Below are 19,493 nucleotides of genomic sequence, written 5' to 3'. Positions count from 1 at the left end.
TGCAAATCAATAGTGAGGCGGCACAAAGCGCGCCGCATCAGCCTGAGAATAGAGCAGCGTGGCATCCTGCGGTTCGCCAATCCAGATTGCCAGCGCGCTCAGGTTGTCCCGCTTGTCGCTGCGATTGACCGCCTGTTCCATCAGCGTCAGCCACTCTTCACAGGCGTTAACCATGCGTAACGCCTGTTCCATCTCCTGCGTGGTCAGGTTGAGCCAGAAGCCATCCGTGCAGACCAGAAACGCATCGCCGTCCTGGAGGTCAATCGCGCTGCTGAAGGTCACCGGGCGTACCGGCTCAGTGCCGAGGGCATTATAAAGTAAATTACTGTTAATGCCGGAATTTTCATAGCCTGCCTCTTGCAGATGTTGGGCCAGACTATGGTCCCGGGTTACCTCACATAGCGTACCATGACGAAAGTGATAAACCCGGCTATCACCGGCGTGCGCCCACCATGCACGCTGTTTTTCACGGTCAATAAACAGAGCCGCGAGCGTGGTGCTCATGCGGGAAAATTTCGGATTCTTCCCCTGCTCAGCCGCCAGCGTTTGCTGACAAAGAGCGATAGCCGCCTGGGTAGTGGCAGGCGTAAAGCTGCTGCTGTTTTGCACCGCGCTGAGGAGCGTATCGCGCACCAGCTGCGCTGCGTAGTCGCCACCGGGTAATCCGGCTACGCCATCACACACCAGAAAGCAGGCGCGCTCGTCGTCGAGTTGCGCACCGGTGCGATCCTGATTTTCGTCACGCCGGCCCTGCTGACAGCGGCTGGCAAACATCATTTTCATGTCTCATCCGTCCGCGTCTGTGAATCTTTATACTGATTAACTTCCATGTCATACGCGTTGAGAAACGCTTCGCCAAACAGCGTATGGAAGTCATCTTCAATCTCGCCGGCAGTGCGCTGATAGTGTCGCGTAAAGGCGTCCCACAGGGCGGCCTTGCGCCCGCTGCTGAAGGCGATTTTAGGCAGAGCGCCATCCTCGCGCGCGCGATCTTCCAGCCGCTGCGGATTAAACGATTGCAACATGGCAGCAATGATCGCCCGGATACCGGCAATCATGCCCAGCTGATGCGCCTGCAAATCTACCAGCGCATCGCGCACTGCGGCTTCAGGCGGCATAAAACCCGGCATCTGGCTCTGATACATCTGCATCAGCACGGTTTTGCCGGAAGGCAGGATCTTAAACGGATTATTGGCTTCGTTCAGAATCATGGTCATATCCGCTTTCACGCCGCGCTTAAGAATTGAACGCGAGGAGAGTAGGGCAACGGTTCCCTGAGAAAACAGGCTGAGCATACGACCGGTAACGCGCATCTGCTCTTCACCGAGCGATGTCTGATGACCATTATTGAGTCCCATTCCCTCCAGCAGAGCGGCGATAAGCTTCTCCTCGCCGGCTTCTGCAGGCAGGCGGGTTTGCGGTGCGCTGTCTCGGGCGGGATCGATGGCCAGCCGCGGATCGGGCCGCCGCTCCTGACGTACCGGGGCTGGGGGTTCCGGCATCAGCTCAGCACTCAGGACGGCCTCCTGCTGCATGCCAAGTGGATCGCTGGCGTCCTCGCTAAAAAACGACAGCGGATCGTCCTGTAGCGCAGGCTGGTGCGCAGGATCGGTAATTTCCAGCATATATTGACCAATCTGCAGCCGATCGCCATGCTGCAGCAGGGCCTGGGCACCCCGCTGCACCACCTGACCATTGAGCTCAATCGCCGTCACGCTGCCCTGTGCGGTCAGACGGCATTCCCCTTCGGCAGAGAGATGGACAAGCGCCTGCAGGCGTGAGATGGCGCGCGTCTCATCAGGCAGGATCAGATCGTTATCCTGACTGCGGCCAATGGTGCCGCCAGGCGGCATAAAGGTGACGCTTCTGGCGGGCACATCCGTATCGCACTGCACAAAGGTAAATTGCATGAGTCATCCCGTTAACAAGGCAAACGTGCCGGCTTATTCAAACATGGGTGGATAGAGGCCATTACGTCCCGGCTGCGCACCCGCCGCCGGGTTAAATAACAGTGAAAAAAGCTCTGCGGTCAGCGGGCCGCTGTGTTTATGGGTGGCGTGGGCAAAGCCGTCACTGCGATTGCTCCACCAGTAGCTGATATGCTGCTGCGGTTCAAACCGTTCTGCCACTTCCTGCCAGCTCAGGGTGCAGGGAAGATCCGCAAAACCGATGACATCCATAATATCGCTGCGCTGATTGCCGGGCACCAGCAGGGGTGAGAGCTGCTGCATCTCTGCTTCCAGGCTCTCCGGCAGGGTGCGCTCGCGCACCGCTGACCAGAGCAGCCCGCCCAGTTCGCGAAACCAGTCGCCGGAGATAGTCAGCTGCGCCGGGTGCCACTCATTCAGCGTAAAGGTGCGCAGGGCCAGCAGCGGCCAGGCGCGTCCCACGCGATCGCACGAGGGCAGCAGGCAGCCCATCTGCACCTGCTGACGCAGCGGCGACAGCGGCAGAACAAAGTTCCACACCGGCGCGCGCAAAAAGAGCTGCGTGCTGGCGTGCTGCTGTTGATGCCAGTGGGTGAGTCCCTGCTGAAACCAGTGACTCCAGGGGGAGACCGTGGCCTCGCTCAGGCGCTGCCGCAAAAAATCACCGGTAGCGGGGAGTTTGCCATACCAGCCCGGCACGCTGTGGTTCGCCATGTTTACCTCACCGTCACTCACTATAGCGGGTCAGCTGTCCGGCAGAGGCCTCTGGCGCGGTCGCCAGCACGCTGCTCTCCTGACCCGCCCGTTTCAGGTTTTCTGCAAGCTTGCGCATCATCAGCGCGTTATCACGTGCATAGGGTGAAGATTGTATCTGCTGATCGAGCAGCTGACTGAGATGCCAGTCGAGCTGCTGCAGATCGCGCACGCTGACATCGGCTGGCAGCGTGCGCTGCAGATTTTCGATCAGCCAGCTGCGCAGAAACGTGCCGTCGTAATTTCGCGGCTGATAAAGCATCTGATAGGCGCGCAGCGCGTTGCGGCTGTAAGCGTTATCGGTGCCAGGATCGTCGCGCAGCAAATGCGTGATCTGCTGCGCCACCCGCGGCAGCAGCAGAGACTTAAGCGCATTTTGATAAAGCACCCAGGCCGCGTCGCTGACCTGTGTGCCGCGATAGAGTCCGGCGCGCATAGTAAGCGGCGGATTATCCAGCGAAAAGCGCTCGGACAGCGGCAGCTTTACCAGGTTATTTAAGAAGGGTAGCAGATCAAAAATATTATCGACGGGCTGATGTGTGACCTGCTGACTCTGCTGCGTCAGGGGCGCAATACGGCTCGCCACCTGATCAAGATAGCGCTGGTTTTGCACATAGCTGGTAAGCCATAAGCCGCACAGCAGGATCAGCGCACCCGCCAGCGCGCCATAGCCGATCCAGTGCAGCAGACGGTTGCGGTATTCCCAATGGCGGTTGCTGCCGGCAAGGCCGCTTTCGCGAAACACCAGTTCGCTGAGCAGATCGCGGATAAAGTAGCTCTGGCCTTTATTGCCCGGAATAGGATTACTGCGGTTAACGCTGTCCCAGGCTGCCAGGGTGTGGTCACCGCTCTGCGGCAGCTGCAGCTTGCGATTAAGGGCGCCCATAATGCGGTCAAACGGCAGGCCTTCCTGGGTCCCGCTGGTAAAAAACAGCCCGCGGGCAGACCAGGCAATATCCTCCTCATGACGGGAGAAGATCACGTCCAGATACTCATTAAGCAGCGGGCGCAGGGAACCAAACTCCTGCGGAAAGAGAAAGCTGTCAGCGCGCTGCATCAGATCGCGGTCGGCCGCCATGCGCTCCGACAGCTGCTGCTTAAGCTGCTGCTCAAGCCGCTGAAAACGTGCCGTAAAACTGCTCTGCCACTCGTCTTTGTGAGGTTTGCCCGGCTCCCAGGGAAAGGTAAATCCCCAGATGGCATCCCGCTGCGGCTTGCTGAGGCCCGCATGAAAGCTCAGAAATCCCTTCAGCAGATCCGTTTTGGTTACCATGATATAGACCGGAAAATGGATACCGGTTTGCTGATGCAGCTCAGCCATACGGCAGCGCAGCGCCGTGGCCTGCGCATGCCGCGCCTCTGCGGTGTCGGTCAGCAGGTCGGCCACGCTGATGGTGAGGATCACGCCATTAATTGGCTGACGCGTGCGGTAGCGCTTGAGCAGGTTGATAAAGCTCTGCCACTCGGCGCTGTCGCGCGCGCGCTGGCTCTCCTGCAGCGCATAGCGCCCGGCGGTGTCGATCAGCACGGCGCTGTCGGTAAACCACCAGTCGCAGTGACGGGTGCCGCCTACGCCACGCACTGCGCTATTGCCGTGCGTATCCGTAAGGGGAAAAGAGAGGCCGGCGTTCAGCAGCGCGGTGGTTTTGCCCGCGCCCGGTGCGCCGACAATCAGATACCACGGAAGCTCATAAAGATAGTGACTCTGAAAACGCGCCAGCCAGCTTTTTTGATGATGGCGACCAAACTGCGTGCGTTTCAGACGCAGCGCGGCTTCGCTAAAGCGCTGTGCCAGCACCTGTTCGGTGGAGTGACGATCGGAGAGCTCTTCCTGACTCATGCTCTGGAGACGATTCAGCAGCTTGCTATTGAACCAGCCGCGCCATATTGCCGGAATAAGCTGAAACAGCGTCCAGCAAAAAAAGAGCAGGGCCACGGCCAGCTGCCGGGAGAAAACCGGCTCCAGCGGTCGGGTCTCACCCCATACCCAGAGCGGGCCAAGCATCCACACCAGGCAGCTGAGGGCGGTAACACCAATCAGACTCCAGAGCAGGCGATGAGTCAGCAGGTGACGAACAGATGTGCGCATCAGCGTTGGCCCTCCGGGGTAGCCGCTGCTTCCGGCGCAGCGAAGAGTGTGATCTCAACCCGGCGGTTGCGGGCGCGGTTTTCATTGCTGTCGTTAGGCAGCAGCGGATTACTGTCGCCGCGCCCCTCAGCTTTAACGCTCTGCCCCGACGCCAGCTGCGTCGTCAGCAGCTGCGTAATAGCGCGCGCGCGGGCCAGTGAAAATTCATAGCTGGAGGCGAAACGGCCATCGACGGCGCGGTTATCGGTATAGACCGAGACCAGAACGGTTCCTTTAACGCTTTTCATAGCGCTGGCGACGTGCGCCAGCAGCGCGCGGCCGACCGGGTTTACAACGGTGCCGTCCGGAACAAAAAGTTTATCGGCGGGAATAATGACTTTGCTGCCAAACGCGCCATCGCTGACTTCCAGCTGACCGGCGGCAATCACATCATTCAGACGCTGGCGCAGATCGAGCAGCGCCTGCGGTGAAGCGGGGCGTCGTCCGGGCATGATCTGCGGCAGGGGAGTCTGATAGATATCGCGCAGCAGCGGTTCAGCCGCATTGCCGAGCCGCCAGTTCAGCATGCTGTAGACCATGCAGGCGATAAGCGCCGCCACGGTGGCACAGGCCCAGAGCGGTACCATCGGCCGCGTCAGGCTGTTCACTAACGGATGCACCTCGACCAGCGGCGTTGCGGTGCTACTCTCTGCAGCGCGCGCGTCGTGGATCAGCTGCGCCAGACGTTTACGGATCCCTTCACACTGTGTGCGGCCGCTTTCGCTGCCGCGGTAGCGACCTTCATATCCCAGCAGCAGACAGTAATGGATGACTTCAAGCAGCCACAGATGCTGCTGCGGACTTTGTGAAACGCGGGAGAGAAGCTGAAAGAATTTTTCACCCCCCCAGCTCTCATTGTGAAAACTCACCAGCATGCCGTTGCCTGACCAGACGCCGCGCGTCCCCCACGGCGTCTGTGCCGCCGCCTCATCCAGCACGCTGCAAAGACAGTAGCGTGCGCCGATGATCATCTCAAACGGCAGGCCAGCCTGCTTGCAGCGCTGTTCAAACAGCCGGATTTCATCAATCAGCAGCTGGCGCAACCCGGCCGGATCGTCATGCGTGGCAGCCTGCCGGATGCGGACAACAGCATTCAGCACCGGGGCGGCGGCGTTCAGCAAAAGGTTATCGTTGCCCGCGCTGATATCCTCGCGGGCAATGGGATCCTGCATCATTAACTCTCGTTTTTCCTGGCGATGACGGCGCTATTTTGCCATAAACTGCGGTATGACTGTCGCCAATATGCGCCAGATTGTTGACTCAATCCAGGATCCAGGTCGCGGTATCAGTGGTGCGGCACGCCTTACTGGCACCGCCTACTGCCACGCACACCTGTTTAGCGCGACGCGGTTTCGGGCGATCGCTGCGCAACGTGGCGTCATAGCGGCTGGTCTCAACGGCCGCTTTAGGGGGGATATAGCCTATCAGCTGGCCTTCAGGCTCTTCAGCAATCGCCAGCCAGTTATGCTCCACCCGGCCAAGCACTTCAAAGCGCTGGGCATTATCAAGGTAGCGCACGACTTTACCGCCGTAGTCAGGGGTGGTCATAACGGAAGCGGCGTAGAGTGCGCGCCAGGATGCGTTGACGGGGGTGAACTCTGCCGGTGCGGCAACCGCATAACGATGCGTCAGGGTAACGCCGTTAACCGTACTGGTTACCAGCGTATCCTCTGTCACTGCCGGCGGCGGGGTTTTGCACCCGGCCAGCGTCAGGGTCGCCAGCAGCGTAAGCATAAGCGTTTTTTTCACCATCATCCTTATCATTCCATCAGATTAATTGCAGAGTAACAGTGGGCGTACCCGGCGAGTATGAACATAGTGTGTTGCGAAAAAACCACGAAAAACAGCCAGATCTCTTCAGGACAACGTGCGTCTCAGTCTACCTAAGACTTTTGAGAATTCAAACTATTGCATCGCGGTAAATTGCGTGTTAGCGCCATAACATCACGCCTGAAGCCGCAGAGGAGGTCTGCAGAAGGCTGCAACAGTTAAGCGACTTTTACGGTTCACCCGGCATCGGGCAGGCCGGGTAGCGAAGAATCTTTTCAGGCAAACGTCTGTCCGGGATAAAACATTATAAAAATTTATGTTTTACAGTGAAATTAATAATGTGATCTCTTTGCAGAAAATTCTCATTTTAAGATTTTCCGCGCCTGTTCAGATCCCCAAAACCCCGATCGCGTCACGTCTTTTGTGCGCTGTTTCTGCTGAGAAAACGGACAGGGCACGACAACGATTTTACTTATGACGCAATAAGCAGGTTATTTCGTCGTTTAATCCGCGCTTCACTCCCGGGTAAGTTTGTCATCCTGTACTCAGAATTTCTGCCAGCTGAGGTGTGCTGTGTCTGAAGAGAGTAGCAGCGAGGACAAAACAGAATCGCCCACCCCCCACCGACTTGAGAAAGCGCGGGAAGAGGGGCAGATCCCGCGATCGCGCGAGCTGACATCGGTGCTGATGCTGCTGACCGGGCTGATGATCCTCTGGCTTGGCGGTTCCCACATGGCCACGCAGCTTGCCCGTATGGTGGCAACCGGTTTTCGCTTCGATCACGGTATGGTGAACGATGACAAAATTATTGTGGCGCATATCGGCAATCTGGTCATGCAGGCAGTGGTGGCGCTGCTGCCGCTGATGGGCGGGCTGGTAATTGTTGCCATGGCGGCCCCGATGGCGCTGGGCGGCATTCATATCAGCGGTAAGTCGATCAAACTCGATTTTAAGAAGCTCAACCCGCTGCCAGGCATAAAACGCCTCTTTTCCGGCCAGAGCGCGGCTGAACTGGTGAAGGCGATCCTCAAGGCGGTGCTGGTAGGGGTGGTAGCGGGCTGGTATCTCTGGAGCCACTGGCAGGAGATGCTGCGGCTGATCGCGGAATCGCCGGTTAACGCGCTGCACCATGGCCTGAGTATGGTCGCCACCAGCTGCGGGCTGGTGATGCTGGGTCTGTTTCCGATGGTCGGTTTTGATGTGTTCTGGCAGCTCTACAGCTATTTCAAAAAGCTGCGCATGACGCGTCAGGAGATCCGCGACGAACATAAACAGAATGAGGGCGATCCGCACGTGAAGGGGCGGATCCGCCAGGCGATGCGCGCGGCGGCCCGCCGCCGCATGATGGCTGATGTACCGAAAGCTGACGTGATTGTGACGAACCCGACGCACTACTCGGTGGCGCTGCAGTATCAGGAAGGCAAGATGAATGCGCCAAAAGTGGTGGCGAAAGGCGCAGGTGACATCGCGCTGCGCATTCGTGAAGTGGCAAAAGAGCACCGCGTGCCGATCCTTGAAGCGCCGCCGCTGGCGCGAGCGCTCTATCGGCATACTGAAATTGGTCAGTTTATCCCCGGTGCGCTGTACGCTGCCGTAGCGGAAGTGCTGGCCTGGGTCTGGCAGCTGCGGCGCTGGAAGCGCGAAGGCGGCCTGATCCCGACCAAACCTAAGCATCTGCCGGTCCCGGCAGAGATGGACTTTGCAGGAGAGAACAGAGACGATGGCTAATCTGGCCGAAAAGCTGCGTTTACCGGGCAGTTTTAAAGAGACGCAATGGCAGGTGCTGGCAGGACCGGTGCTGATAATGTTGATCCTGTCGATGATGGTGCTGCCGCTGCCCGCCTTCATTCTCGATCTGCTGTTTACCTTTAATATCGCACTATCGATCATGGTGCTGCTGGTGGCGATGTTCACCCAGCGCACCCTGGAGTTTGCGGCATTCCCCACCATACTGCTGTTCTCAACGCTATTACGCCTGGCGCTGAACGTCGCCTCCACCCGTATCATTCTGCTGGAAGGGCATACCGGGGCCGACGCAGCGGGCCGCGTCGTAGAAGCGTTTGGCCACTTTCTGGTCGGTGGTAACTTTGCCATCGGTATTGTGGTGTTTATCATTCTGGTGATCATCAACTTCATGGTCATCACCAAAGGCGCCGGACGTATTGCGGAAGTCGGCGCCCGCTTTGTACTGGACGGAATGCCCGGCAAGCAGATGGCGATCGATGCCGATCTTAACGCCGGTCTGATTGGTGAAGATGAGGCCAAGCGTCGCCGTTCCGAAGTGACGCAGGAGGCCGATTTCTACGGTTCAATGGATGGTGCCAGCAAGTTTGTGCGCGGGGATGCCGTCGCCGGTATTCTCATCATGGTAATCAACGTCATCGGCGGCCTGCTGGTGGGCGTTGTGCAGCATGGGATGGATGTTGGCCACGCCGGTGAGACCTATACGCTGCTGACTATCGGTGATGGCCTGGTGGCGCAGATCCCGGCGCTGGTGATCTCCACGGCAGCAGGCGTCATCGTCACCCGCGTCGCCACTGACCAGGATGTCGGTGAGCAGATGGTCGGGCAGCTGTTTAATAATCCACGCGTGCTGATGCTCAGCGCCGGGGTAATCGGCCTGCTTGGTCTGGTGCCCGGCATGCCTAACTTTGTCTTTCTGCTGTTTACCGGCGCGCTGCTCGGGCTTGCCTGGTGGCTGCGCGGCCGTGAGATGCAGCCGAAGAAGCAGCCTGAATCAGCCAGCCTGATGAAAACCCAGGAGACGCCCGCCACGGTTGAGGCCTCCTGGACCGACGTTCAGCTGGAGGATTCGCTGGGAATGGAAGTGGGCTATCGCCTCATTCCGATGGTTGACCATACCCAGAATGGCGAGCTGCTGGGCCGTATCCGCAGCATCCGTAAGAAAGTGGCACAGGAGGTTGGTTTTCTGCCGCCGGTGGTACATATCCGCGACAACATGGAGCTGCCGCCCGCACGCTATCGCATTCTGATGAAAGGCGTGGAGATTGGCAGCGGTGACGCCTACCCTGGCCGCTGGATGGCCATTAATCCCGGCACCGCAGCCGGCAGCCTGCCGGGCGAGCCTACCGTTGATCCGGCGTTTGGCCTGGCGGCGATCTGGATCGACAGCGCCCTGAAAGAGCAGGCGCAGATTCAGGGTTATACCGTGGTCGAGGCAAGCACCGTGGTGGCAACGCACCTCAACCACCTGATTGGACAGTACGCCAGCGAGCTGTTTGGCCGGCAGGAGGCGCAGCAGCTGCTGGATCGCGTTACTCAGGAGATGCCGAAGCTGACGGAAGATCTGGTGCCGGGGGTAATCAGCCTGACCACGCTGCATAAAGTGCTGCAGAACCTGCTTACCGAGCGGGTATCAATCAGGGATATGCGCACCATCATCGAAACGCTGGCGGAGCACGCGCCGGTGCAGAGCGACCCACAGGAGCTGACCAGCGTAGTACGCGTGGCGCTGGGGCGGGCGATCACCCAGCAGTGGTTCCCGGGCAGCGGAGAGGTGCAGGTTATTGGCCTGGATGCCATGCTGGAGCGTCTGCTGCTGCAGGCGCTGCAGGGCGGCGGTGGCCTGGAGCCAGGGCTGGCCGATCGTCTGCTGATGCAGGCACAGGCGGCGCTGCAGCAGCAGGAGATGAGCGGTGCGCCGCCGGTCCTGCTGGTGAACCATCCGCTGCGTGCGCTGCTGGCGCGCTTCCTGCGGCGTAACCTGCCGCAGCTGGTGGTACTTTCCAATCTGGAGCTGAGTGACAATCGCCAGATCCGCATGACCGCCACGATTGGAGGCAAATAATGCGGCGCTGCTATCCGTTAATGTTGCTGCTGCTGTTCACACCGCTGGCGGGCATAGCCGCTACCGGTGCGTGGAGCGCCAGCGTCAGCGGTCCCGGACTTGGGGCACGCGGCAGCTGGCTGTTATCGCCAGCGCTCAGGGCGCCTTCTGCGGCACCCGGCAACATCGCCGTGGTGAACTGGCGCTATCAGCTCAGCCGTCCGGCACCATCCGGGCTGGTGGTGCGCCTCTGCGCCAGCCAGCGCTGCGTGGAGCTGGATGGTGCCAGCGGATCCACGCGCGGTCTGGCGCTGATCCCGGCCGAAGAGCCGCTCTATCTGGCGTTTGGCTTTCAGGGGCAGGGAGCGCTGCCGCCGGGTCTGCGGGTGCTCAGCAGTGAAGTGACCGTAAACTATCGGTAATAACAAAAAACCCGCACAAGGCGGGTTTTTTATCAGCTGCTGTCATTACATCCGTTCGACGGTTTTAATCCCCAGCGTATCCAGCCCCTGTTTCAGGGTCTTCGCGGTGAGAGCCGCCAGCTGCAGGCGGCTGTTGCGTACAGACGCCTCTTCAGCCGCCAGAATCGGGCAGTGCTCATAGAAGCCGGAGAAGAGTCCGGCCAGGTCATACAGATAAGCACACATAACATGCGGCGTACCATCACGCGCAACCTGCGTGATCACCTCTTCAAACTGCAGCAGGCGCGTGGCCAGCAGCGCTTCGCGCTCATCCGTCAGCGTAATCTCACCGCTCAGGGTCTCTGCATCCAGACCCGCTTTACGGAACACCGACAGGACGCGGGTATAGGCATACTGCATATAAGGCGCGGTATTGCCCTCAAATGCCAGCATGTTGTCCCAGTCGAAAATGTAATCTGTGGTACGGCTCTTGGAGAGATCGGCATATTTAACCGCGCCGATGCCAACAATTTCCGCCAGATCGGCCAGTTCCTGCGGCGACATCTCCGGATTTTTAGCGCTGACCAGCGTGTGGGCACGTTCAACGGCTTCATCCAGCAGATCCGCCAGCTTAATGGTGCCACCGCTGCGGGTTTTAAACGGACGGCCATCTTTGCCCAGCATCATGCCGAAGGCGTGGTGCTCAAGGGGCACGGAGGCTGGCACGTAGCCCGCTTTACGTACGATGGTCCATGCCTGCTGCAGGTGCTGATGCTGGCGTGAGTCGATATAGTAGAGCACGCGATCGGCATGCAGCGTTTCATAGCGATATTTTGCGCAGGCGATATCGGTAGTGGTATAGAGATAGCCGCCATCCTTTTTCTGGATGATAACGCCCATCGGCTCGCCTTCCTTGTTTTTATACTCATCAAGGAAAACCACCGTCGCGCCTTCGCTGGTGACCGCCAGACCCTTTTCACGCAGGTCAGCGACAATGCCTGGCAGCATATCGTTGTAGAGGCTCTCTCCCATGACATCATTACGCGTCAGAGTGACATTCAGACGGTCATAAACCAGCTGATTCTGGCTCATGGTGATATCCACCAGCTTTTTCCACATGGTGCGACAATACTCATCGCCGCCCTGCAGCTTGACGACATAACTGCGCGCGCGCGCGGCGAACGCTTCATCTTCATCGTAAGTACGCTTTGCTTCGCGATAAAATGCTTCCAGATCGGCGAGAGCAATATCAGCATGATCTTCATTCTGCTGCTTTTCCAGATAGGCGATAAGCATGCCAAACTGCGTACCCCAGTCGCCGACGTGGTTAGCCCGGATCACATTGTGACCCAGAAACTCCAGCGTCCGCACTGCCGCATCGCCGATGATGGTGGAGCGCACGTGGCCCACGTGCATCTCTTTCGCCACGTTAGGTGCCGAGTAGTCGATAACAATGGTTTGCGGTTCAGGTTTGCTGACGCCGAGATCGGGCTGCTGCAGCGCCTGCGCGGCCTGCTGTGCCAGCCACTGGCGATCGAGGAAAATATTGATAAAGCCAGGCCCTGCAATCTCGGTATGACTGGCAATGCCGGTCAGATCCAGATGCTTCACCACCTGTTCAGCCAGCTGACGCGGTGCCTGGCCCAGCCGTTTTGCCGCGCCCATGATGCCGTTCGCCTGATAATCACCAAACTGGACTTTAGCTGACTGACGAACCAGCGGTTCGCAATCGTCGGGCGCACCCGCTGCACGCATCGCCTGACTGACTTTATCGGAAAGAAGAGCCTGAATATTCACCGCGTTACCTTCATATGCTGAAAAGGCCCGTCAGCAGAGGACGAGCCGATACCATCATCCCGCGCTTGTGTCGGGACGGAAAAAAAGAGAGGGGAAGTATACGTGAAATGTTAGGATGCGTCAGCAACAGCAGTCGGCCCGGACTGGTCAGCTGACGGCAAAACCGCGCGCCGATTAACGGCGGCGCGGGTGACGACGAGGATTTTTGACGCTTTTGTCTTCACGCACCTTCCAGTGACGGGAAATGGCGAATCCCGTTAATGCAATGAGAACCGCGACAACAATGAGCATAGACATAGAGCCGTTCCTTGTGAGGTAGAAACTCAAATTTATAAGAAAGGGGGGTTATCTGCAATTCATTGGCGGCCAAATAAGAGTTATCTCATTGTGTAAAGATTCGTCAATTTAATCATAAGCTTAGCTTGTTTTTATAAAGTTAAGCCTGGCCCTGATTAGGCGAATAATCTGAATGTAAGCCTGTTTTTATCTGGTTTTGGCGGTTTTTATTGACTAAATCGGATGAATCCGAAGGTTTTGTCTGGCTGAAAAAGCTGGCATATTGATTTTAATGATTAATTTCACTGAACAGACGTTGAGGTTTCAGGTAATGAAGCTGGACTTTCCCCCGGAGTTAGACGATTTAACAGAAGATTTTTGCCGTTTTGAGCAGGCGCTGCAGGCTTTTGCTGCGCGACTCGGACTTTCACCGCAGGCACACGAGATTGATCATCTGGCCGTGCGCTGTCACCAGTTTGCTACCGCCGAACGCTGGAAGCGCGGCTTTTTGCAGATTGGTGAGCTCTTTTCAGAAGCGATGATTAACGGTCGACCGATCTGTCTGTTTAAACTCCGGCAGCCGGTCACGCTGGCAGGGCAGCAGATTGATGTGATTGAGCTGCCCTGGCCGGGCGCGAAGCTGTACCGGCACGAGGGCTGGGAACATATTGAGATCGTCCTGCGCGGTGAGCCGGAAACGCTGGGCATGCGCGCCATGGCGCTGCTCTCTGATGCGGCGTTGACGCAGCCCGGCATCTCTTTTAAAACCAGCGCGCCGCAGGGCGAGAATGAACGCCTGCCTAATCCTGTGCTGGCCGTCACCGATGGTGAAACCACGATTAAATTTCACCCCTGGCGACTTGAAGAGATTGTCGCCAGCGAGCGCGATTAACACCGGGCTTCCACCGCCTGCTTCAGGCGCGCTGCCGCTTCCTGCAGGGTGGCGCGCGTGCAGCCAAAATTGAAGCGGACAAAGCGGTCATCGCCAAAATCGCCTCCGGGCGAGAAGCCGAGCCCGTACTGCTCAAAATAGCGCGCCGGGTTTTCACTCTGCAGGCCGCTGGCGTCAATCCAGCCGAGATAGGTCGCGTCCGGCACGACCATATCGAGGCCGGGCAGTGCATCAATGCGGCTCGCCAGCCAGTCGCGGTTTGCGCGCAGATAGGAAATTTGCGCCTGCAGCCACGCATCACCCTCGCGCCACGCCGCCTCGGCGGCAACCAGCGCCAGAATATCCACGCCCGGCACGATCCCCTCACGCACCTGCTTAAAGCGCCGACGTAACGTATCATCGGGAATAATGGCCATAGAGGCGCCCAGCCCGGCGATATTAAAACTTTTAGAGGGAGAGATAAGCGTTATGCTGCGCTGTGCGGCATCCTCACTCAGCGCGGCAAACGGCGTGTGCTGCACGCCCGGCGTAAGCACCAGATCGGCATGGATCTCATCTGAACAGACGATAAGATCGTGGCGTTGCGCAAATGCGAGCTGGCGGGAGAGTTCATCGCGCCGGTATACCGTGCCGCCGGGGTTTTGCGGGTTGCACAGCATCAGCAGTCGCTCGTTGCCCGTCATCTCCGCCCGATCTATGTCCATGACCCAGCGATCTTTTGTCCGCTGCAGCGGCAGACTGAGCTGCGCGCGATCGGCCAGCCGGGAAGCGCCGCGAAACGGCGGATAGATGGGCGCAGGCGCCACGGTACGTTCTCCGGCTGCGGTAAAAGCACGCACGGCAATGTTAAGTCCGCTTACCACACCCGGCAATATCACTATCCATTCCGGCCTGATAATCCAGTCATAACGCTCCGCCATGCGCTGCACGGTAATCTCTGTCAGTCCGGCAGGCGTGACACCGTAACCAAATACGCCGTGTGCGACTCGTTTTTGAATGGCCTCAATAATACAGGGTGGCGAGCGAAAATCGGTATCTGCAATCCAGAGTGGCAGCACATCACGGTCACGATATTTGTGCCATTTAAGACTATCACTGTGACCGCGGTCTATCCGTTGATCAAAATCGAATACCATAGTGCGCTTTCCACGTAAAATGAGTGAGTAACAGACTAACCGAAGCTACCCCCTCTGAGCCAGCAGTCGTGATAAGGAGAAACCGATGACGAAACTGGAAATTTGTTGCTACGGCATTGATTGCGCAGTGACCGCCCAGCGCGCCGGTGCCGATCGCGTAGAGCTTTGCAGCGCCCCGCGCGAGGGCGGGCTGACGCCATCAGCGGGCATGCTGCAGGCCGCGCTGCGCGAGCTGACTATTCCGGTGCATCCCATCATCCGGCCGCGCGGCGGCGATTTTTGCTACTCCCGTCTGGAGTTTGACATCATGAAATCGGATATCGCGCAGATACGCGAATGGGGCTTTCCCGGCGTCGTCGTGGGCGTTCTGGATGAAGATGCGCATATCGATGTGCCGCGTATGCAGCAGATTATGCAACTGTGCGATGGCCTGGCCGTGACGTTTCACCGGGCGTTTGATCTGTGCCACAGCCCCAGGCGGGCGCTGGAGGTGCTGACCGATCTGGGTGTCGCGCGCATTCTGACGTCAGGCCAGCAGCAGAGTGCAGAAACAGGAATTGCACTACTCAGGGAACTTAATCAATTAAGCACGGGTCCAATCATTATGGCCGGTGCTGGTGTACGCCTGAGCAATCTGCAGAAGTTTCTGGATTGCGGCTTGCAGGAGGTCCACAGCTCAGCCAGTCGCGCCATCGCTTCCCCTATGCGCTATCGCAAAGCGGGTGTTTCGATGTGCGCCGAAGCAGAAACCGATGAATTCAGCCGTTCCTGCGTTGATGGTGACGTAATAGAAGCCATGAAAAGTATGATGCAGATGAACGTTAACCGGGTCGCCTGATCCGCTATCGATTTTGCCGCACAGCACGCCACCAACCCTGACGTGATGTTTGCAAGTACCACGCCCCAGTCATTTGCTGGGGTTTTTTTTATGCCGTTAAAAACGCGCAGGTGAGCCGGCTGCCGGCAAACATAGCCTGTTCTGCGGTTGATTCAGCCCCTTGTATATTCGCTATACCCGGCATAATTTTCTTCTCCGCCCGCCATCTGCATAGCGATTTGCCGGAAAAGGTGCTTTGCTTAACAGATGGCTCCATGCGGATAACCCTATGAAATGCCACCTTTGTGCAACGCTGTTGCTGACATATTTAGCTGCCTGCCCGACGCAGGCGGCCACCGCTCCCTGTCCGCCGCTCAGCCATAACATCAGCAGCAGCAATCTCTGGATCCTGCTGGGCGGCGCGGCAAAAGGCGCGGTGCGGCAGGTTATTGCCGGGGAGTTTGGTAAAGACGTTGACTCCCAGAAACGCGTGCTGGGCCAGTTTGACCGCTGCGGCGACCTGATGGTGGCTGATATCAGCTACGATAAGCGCGAAGGGAATATTGTGCTGAGCATGGAGCAGCATATTGCCCGCGTACAGCGCGGCTGGGTAGCGGAGTACGCCTGGCGGGTTACCGCGATTAAGTCGGGGCGTGAAGAAGTGGTGGATCAGCGACAGGGTACGCTGAGCTGGCGCAAAGGGCCGCAGGGAAACATCATCAGCGCTACCGATAAATTCGTGAATATGGGCAGTGAGGGTTCTGCAGCGATCGCCTATCATTACGACCCGCGATTACGGGTGCAGAAGAGCGTCACGCGCGGCAGCGATAAACAAAATAACGGTGAAAACCGCTGGCGCTGGAATGCGCAGGATCGGGTGGTTGAGACGCAAAGCGCGCGCAGCCGGGAGATCTGGCGTTACGATAAGCAGTGGCGCGAGCTGGGATTAAGCGGGCTGGCGACCACGCCGGTCAGCACGCTGCACTCTACGGACACCTGTCAGCTCTGGGATGAAGCCGGCAACTGTACGCTGAGTTTTCTGCACGAAAAAGAGGTGTTTGCCAAAGGCACTATCGAGCGTCATCTTACTTCCGCCTATAAATATCAGTACTGGGATCGGTCAGCAGATGAGCAGTAGCAGGATAATACCTGACGCGCCGCGATGCCGTCGCGGCGCGTATTTTCAGGGCTTGCGGGCAACCAGTACGGCGCGCAGCGGCGCGGGGTAACCCTCAACCGTTTTGCTGCTATCGGCCGGATCGAGAAACTCTGCCAGCGACTCGCTGGTCATCCAGCTGGTGCGACGCTGCTCTTCCACGGACGTGACCGCATAGTCGGCAATGCGTACATCAACAAAACCGCACTTCTCCAGCCAGCCTTTCAGCGCTGCCGCTGACGGAATAAAGTAGACGTTGCGCATCTGCGCATAGCGCTCACCCGGTACCAGGACGGCATGTTCATCGCCCTCAATCACCAGCGTTTCCAGCACCAGCTCACCCTCGCTCACCAGCTGATTTTTCAGCTGCAGCAGATGATCGAGCGGTGAACGGCGGTGGTAGAGCACGCCCATTGAGAATACGGTATCAAACGCCTGCAGCGCGGGCAGCTGTTCAATGCCGAGCGGCAGCAGATGCGCGCGGCGATCGTCACCCAGCAGCTTGCGTACCGCTTCGAACTGGCAGAGAAACAGCTGCATCGGGTCGATGCCCACCACCATCTGCGCGCCAGCGCCCAGCATACGCCACATGTGATAGCCGCTGCCGCAGCCAACGTCCAGAATCGTCCGCCCGGCGAGCGGAGAGATATGGGGTAACACCCGATCCCATTTCCAGTCAGAGCGCCATTCCGTGTCGATCTCCGTACCGTAAAGCGCATAGGGGCCTTTACGCCACGGCATCAGATTACGCAGCAGCTTTTCAATACCGGCGCGCTGGCGATCGGTCAGATCGTCACGCTGCGCGCTGACGCTGTGCACCAGATCCAGCGTTTGCGGCGTCAGCAGCGGCAGATACTCCACCGCTTTTTCCCAGTTGCGAAAATGTCCGTGCAGATTGTCACGCTGCCAGGCCGCGATTTGCGCCGGCAGAACTTCCAGCCAGCTCGCCAGCGGGCCGGTGGCGATTTGCTGATAAAAACGGCCAAAGTCGATCATTTCAGCGCCACCAGTGAACCAAAGTTGAAGCACTGGAACCAGAGTTCTGCATGAGCAAAGCCCGCCGCTTTAAGGCGGGCTTTGTGCGTTTCCACGCTGTCGGTCAGCATGACATTCTCCAGCATGCTGCGCTTCTGGCTAATCTCCAGTTCGCTGTAGCCGTTGGCACGCTTGAAATCGTGATGCATGTTAAACAGCAGTTCGCCCACCTCAGCATCTTCAAAGCTGAACTTTTCTGACAGCACCAGGGCGCCGCCGGGATTCAGGCCGCGGGCAATTTTTTCCAGCAGCGCAATGCGGGCGTCAGGCGCCAGAAACTGCAGCGTAAAGTTGAGCACCACCAGCGAAGCGTTCTCAATTTCGATATCGCGGATATCAGCCTCCAGCACCTGTACCGGCGTATCGGCACGAAAGGCGTCGATATGGCGGCGGCAGCGCTCAACCATCGCCGGCGAATTATCCACGGCAATAATCTGGCAGCCGGGTACGCGGATATTGCGGCGCACCGAAAGAGTGGCGGCCCCCAGTGAACACCCGAGGTCATACACCTGGCTGTCGGGCTGTACAAAGCGTTCTGCCAGCATACCAATCATTGAAATGATGTTGGAGTAGCCGGGCACCGAGCGCTGAATCATATCGGGGAAGACTTCAGCCACGCGCTCGTCAAAGGTCCAGTCACCCAGCTTATCGATAGGTGCGGAAAATAGCGTATCGCGGTCAGACATAATGGAAAATCCGAAGAGAAAAACGGAAAGGGCGCTATTCTGGCAGAAAGTCGCCTCTGCTGCACCCGTTTCCCTGCTCAGAACAGCGCGCTCTGCTGCGGCCACGCTGGCAGGTCGCGCAGGCCGGGTTCCAGCGCCTGCAGCTGTGGCCAGAGCGCCTGCACCAGCGGAAACACCTCTCCCATATCCGGCGTATGAATAAACAGCAGCGGATCGCTCTCTGTCTGCCACGCTGCCAGCTTGCTGCGCCACGGCGGAAAGAGGGCTTCGCTCTCTGCCACGCTATCGCTGCCGATAAACCGGACCATCGGCTGAGTGCCGGTGCGCACCGCATGTGGCGGCACGCGCGGTTTTTTCGCCCGCGCGTCGATAGCGGCAGCCGATTGTGAGGCAGAAGCGTGCACCGGCCGGCTGTCGAGTACCACCCGGTTAACGCCGCGCGCGTGCAGGCCACGGTTTAGCTGGCGCTCCGCCTCGCCACGGGCAAAAAATGCCTGATGACGCACTTCAACGCCATAGCTGAAGCTGCGCGGCAGGCTATCCAGAAAGCGCCACAGATCGTCAAGCTGTGCCGGTGAAAAACTGGCGGGCAGCTGCAGCCAGTATTGCCCCAGGCGCGTGCTGAGCGGATCCAGCAGGCGAAAAAAATCGCTGACTAAATCATCACAATTACGCAGAGCAGCCTGATGAGAGATGGTTGCGGGAAATTTAAAGCAGAAGCGGAAATCGTCATGCGTCATGTCGCGCCAGCGCTGCACCACCTCAGGTTTTGGCAGCGCATACAGCGTTGTATTCCCTTCTACGCAGCTAAACAGACGCGCATAATCCTCCAGCGTGTGCAGACCAAACTGTTTCCACTGCGGGTGATGCCATTGTGGTAGACCAATACGAAGCGTCAAAACGGACTCCGGATGCCGGTTGTAAGAGAAAG

Annotated in this window: 18 protein-coding genes; 6 read left to right on the top strand and 12 right to left on the bottom strand. The window is 58.3% G+C overall.

What is annotated here, in order from left to right; all coding sequences use genetic code 11:
• Positions 1-6: 6 nt before the first annotated feature.
• The 6 genes from F3J39_RS05810 to F3J39_RS05785 form a co-directional block, all read right to left on the bottom strand.
• Complete coding sequence (locus tag F3J39_RS05810; protein WP_108569398.1) at positions 7-783, bottom strand: PP2C family serine/threonine-protein phosphatase; 777 nt, start codon at positions 781-783, stop codon at positions 7-9.
• Positions 780-1,910, bottom strand: coding sequence for a type VI secretion system-associated FHA domain protein TagH (gene tagH, locus F3J39_RS05805; RefSeq protein ID WP_039384924.1), 1,131 nt, complete (start codon positions 1,908-1,910; stop codon positions 780-782). Before tagH ends, F3J39_RS05810 begins: the two co-directional genes overlap by 4 nt.
• Before the next feature lie 33 nt (positions 1,911-1,943).
• A complete protein-coding gene (gene tagF / locus F3J39_RS05800; protein ID WP_071668900.1) occupies positions 1,944-2,642 on the bottom strand; it encodes a type VI secretion system-associated protein TagF in 699 nt (232 codons plus the stop codon).
• A gap of 13 nt (positions 2,643-2,655) precedes the next feature.
• A complete protein-coding gene (tssM, locus tag F3J39_RS05795; RefSeq protein WP_094111059.1) occupies positions 2,656-4,770 on the bottom strand; it encodes a type VI secretion system membrane subunit TssM in 2,115 nt (704 codons plus the stop codon).
• The gene (gene icmH / locus F3J39_RS05790; protein ID WP_071668898.1) at positions 4,770-5,984 is read right to left on the bottom strand and encodes a type IVB secretion system protein IcmH/DotU; all 1,215 of its coding nucleotides are present in this window, start codon (positions 5,982-5,984) and stop codon (positions 4,770-4,772) included. The genes tssM and icmH overlap by 1 nt, the downstream gene beginning before the upstream one ends.
• An 85-nt stretch (positions 5,985-6,069) precedes the next feature.
• Positions 6,070-6,558: a hypothetical protein gene (locus tag F3J39_RS05785; protein ID WP_039385979.1), complete on the bottom strand. Its 489-nt coding sequence runs from the start codon at positions 6,556-6,558 to the stop codon at positions 6,070-6,072.
• A gap of 594 nt (positions 6,559-7,152) precedes the next feature.
• Between F3J39_RS05785 and flhB the strand changes: the two genes are divergently transcribed.
• The 3 genes from flhB to F3J39_RS05770 are packed head-to-tail and all read left to right on the top strand — an operon-like array spanning position 7,153 to position 10,788.
• Positions 7,153-8,307 (top strand): flagellar biosynthesis protein FlhB, encoded by a 1,155-nt coding sequence (flhB, locus tag F3J39_RS05780; RefSeq protein ID WP_039384913.1) that lies wholly within the window; start codon positions 7,153-7,155, stop codon positions 8,305-8,307.
• A complete protein-coding gene (gene flhA, locus F3J39_RS05775) occupies positions 8,300-10,387 on the top strand; it encodes a flagellar biosynthesis protein FlhA (RefSeq protein ID WP_039384912.1) in 2,088 nt (695 codons plus the stop codon). Before flhB ends, flhA begins: the two co-directional genes overlap by 8 nt.
• Positions 10,387-10,788: a flagellar protein FlhE gene (locus F3J39_RS05770; protein WP_071668897.1), complete on the top strand. Its 402-nt coding sequence runs from the start codon at positions 10,387-10,389 to the stop codon at positions 10,786-10,788. Before flhA ends, F3J39_RS05770 begins: the two co-directional genes overlap by 1 nt.
• Before the next feature lie 45 nt (positions 10,789-10,833).
• Here F3J39_RS05770 and argS read toward each other — a convergent pair whose 3' ends face one another.
• A complete protein-coding gene (argS, locus tag F3J39_RS05765; protein WP_104085103.1) occupies positions 10,834-12,564 on the bottom strand; it encodes an arginine--tRNA ligase in 1,731 nt (576 codons plus the stop codon).
• Positions 12,565-12,738: 174 nt separating this feature from the next.
• Positions 12,739-12,861 (bottom strand): hypothetical protein, encoded by a 123-nt coding sequence (locus F3J39_RS18915; RefSeq protein WP_255402039.1) that lies wholly within the window; start codon positions 12,859-12,861, stop codon positions 12,739-12,741.
• A gap of 310 nt (positions 12,862-13,171) precedes the next feature.
• Between F3J39_RS18915 and F3J39_RS05760 the strand changes: the two genes are divergently transcribed.
• Positions 13,172-13,732: a VOC family protein gene (locus tag F3J39_RS05760; protein ID WP_094111062.1), complete on the top strand. Its 561-nt coding sequence runs from the start codon at positions 13,172-13,174 to the stop codon at positions 13,730-13,732.
• On the opposite strand, the gene F3J39_RS05755 is transcribed toward F3J39_RS05760, so the two are convergent.
• Complete coding sequence (locus F3J39_RS05755; RefSeq protein WP_166713928.1) at positions 13,729-14,868, bottom strand: PatB family C-S lyase; 1,140 nt, start codon at positions 14,866-14,868, stop codon at positions 13,729-13,731. The genes F3J39_RS05760 and F3J39_RS05755 overlap by 4 nt on opposite strands.
• A gap of 85 nt (positions 14,869-14,953) precedes the next feature.
• On the opposite strand from F3J39_RS05755, the gene cutC reads away from it, so the two are divergent.
• Entirely contained in the window at positions 14,954-15,706 is a 753-nt protein-coding gene (gene cutC / locus F3J39_RS05750; protein WP_071668894.1) for a copper homeostasis protein CutC, read from the top strand.
• Positions 15,707-15,974: 268 nt separating this feature from the next.
• Positions 15,975-16,823, top strand: coding sequence for a hypothetical protein (locus tag F3J39_RS05745; RefSeq protein ID WP_039384901.1), 849 nt, complete (start codon positions 15,975-15,977; stop codon positions 16,821-16,823).
• A 45-nt stretch (positions 16,824-16,868) separates the two neighbouring features.
• On the opposite strand, the gene cmoB is transcribed toward F3J39_RS05745, so the two are convergent.
• The 3 genes from cmoB to F3J39_RS05730 form a co-directional block, all read right to left on the bottom strand.
• Positions 16,869-17,837: a tRNA 5-methoxyuridine(34)/uridine 5-oxyacetic acid(34) synthase CmoB gene (gene cmoB / locus F3J39_RS05740; RefSeq protein ID WP_039384896.1), complete on the bottom strand. Its 969-nt coding sequence runs from the start codon at positions 17,835-17,837 to the stop codon at positions 16,869-16,871.
• Positions 17,834-18,562: a carboxy-S-adenosyl-L-methionine synthase CmoA gene (gene cmoA, locus F3J39_RS05735; RefSeq protein WP_039385978.1), complete on the bottom strand. Its 729-nt coding sequence runs from the start codon at positions 18,560-18,562 to the stop codon at positions 17,834-17,836. The genes cmoB and cmoA overlap by 4 nt, the downstream gene beginning before the upstream one ends.
• A 77-nt stretch (positions 18,563-18,639) precedes the next feature.
• Positions 18,640-19,461 carry a DUF72 domain-containing protein gene (locus F3J39_RS05730; RefSeq protein ID WP_071668892.1) on the bottom strand — a complete coding sequence of 274 codons (822 nt, stop codon included), beginning with the start codon at positions 19,459-19,461 and terminating at the stop codon, positions 18,640-18,642.
• Positions 19,462-19,493: the final 32 nt, after the last annotated feature.

It is taken from the genome of Pantoea sp. Acro-807 (assembly GCF_011752675.1).
Lineage (GTDB): Bacteria > Pseudomonadota > Gammaproteobacteria > Enterobacterales > Enterobacteriaceae > Pantoea > Pantoea eucrina.
This window is presented reverse-complemented; position numbering and strand designations above follow the sequence as displayed.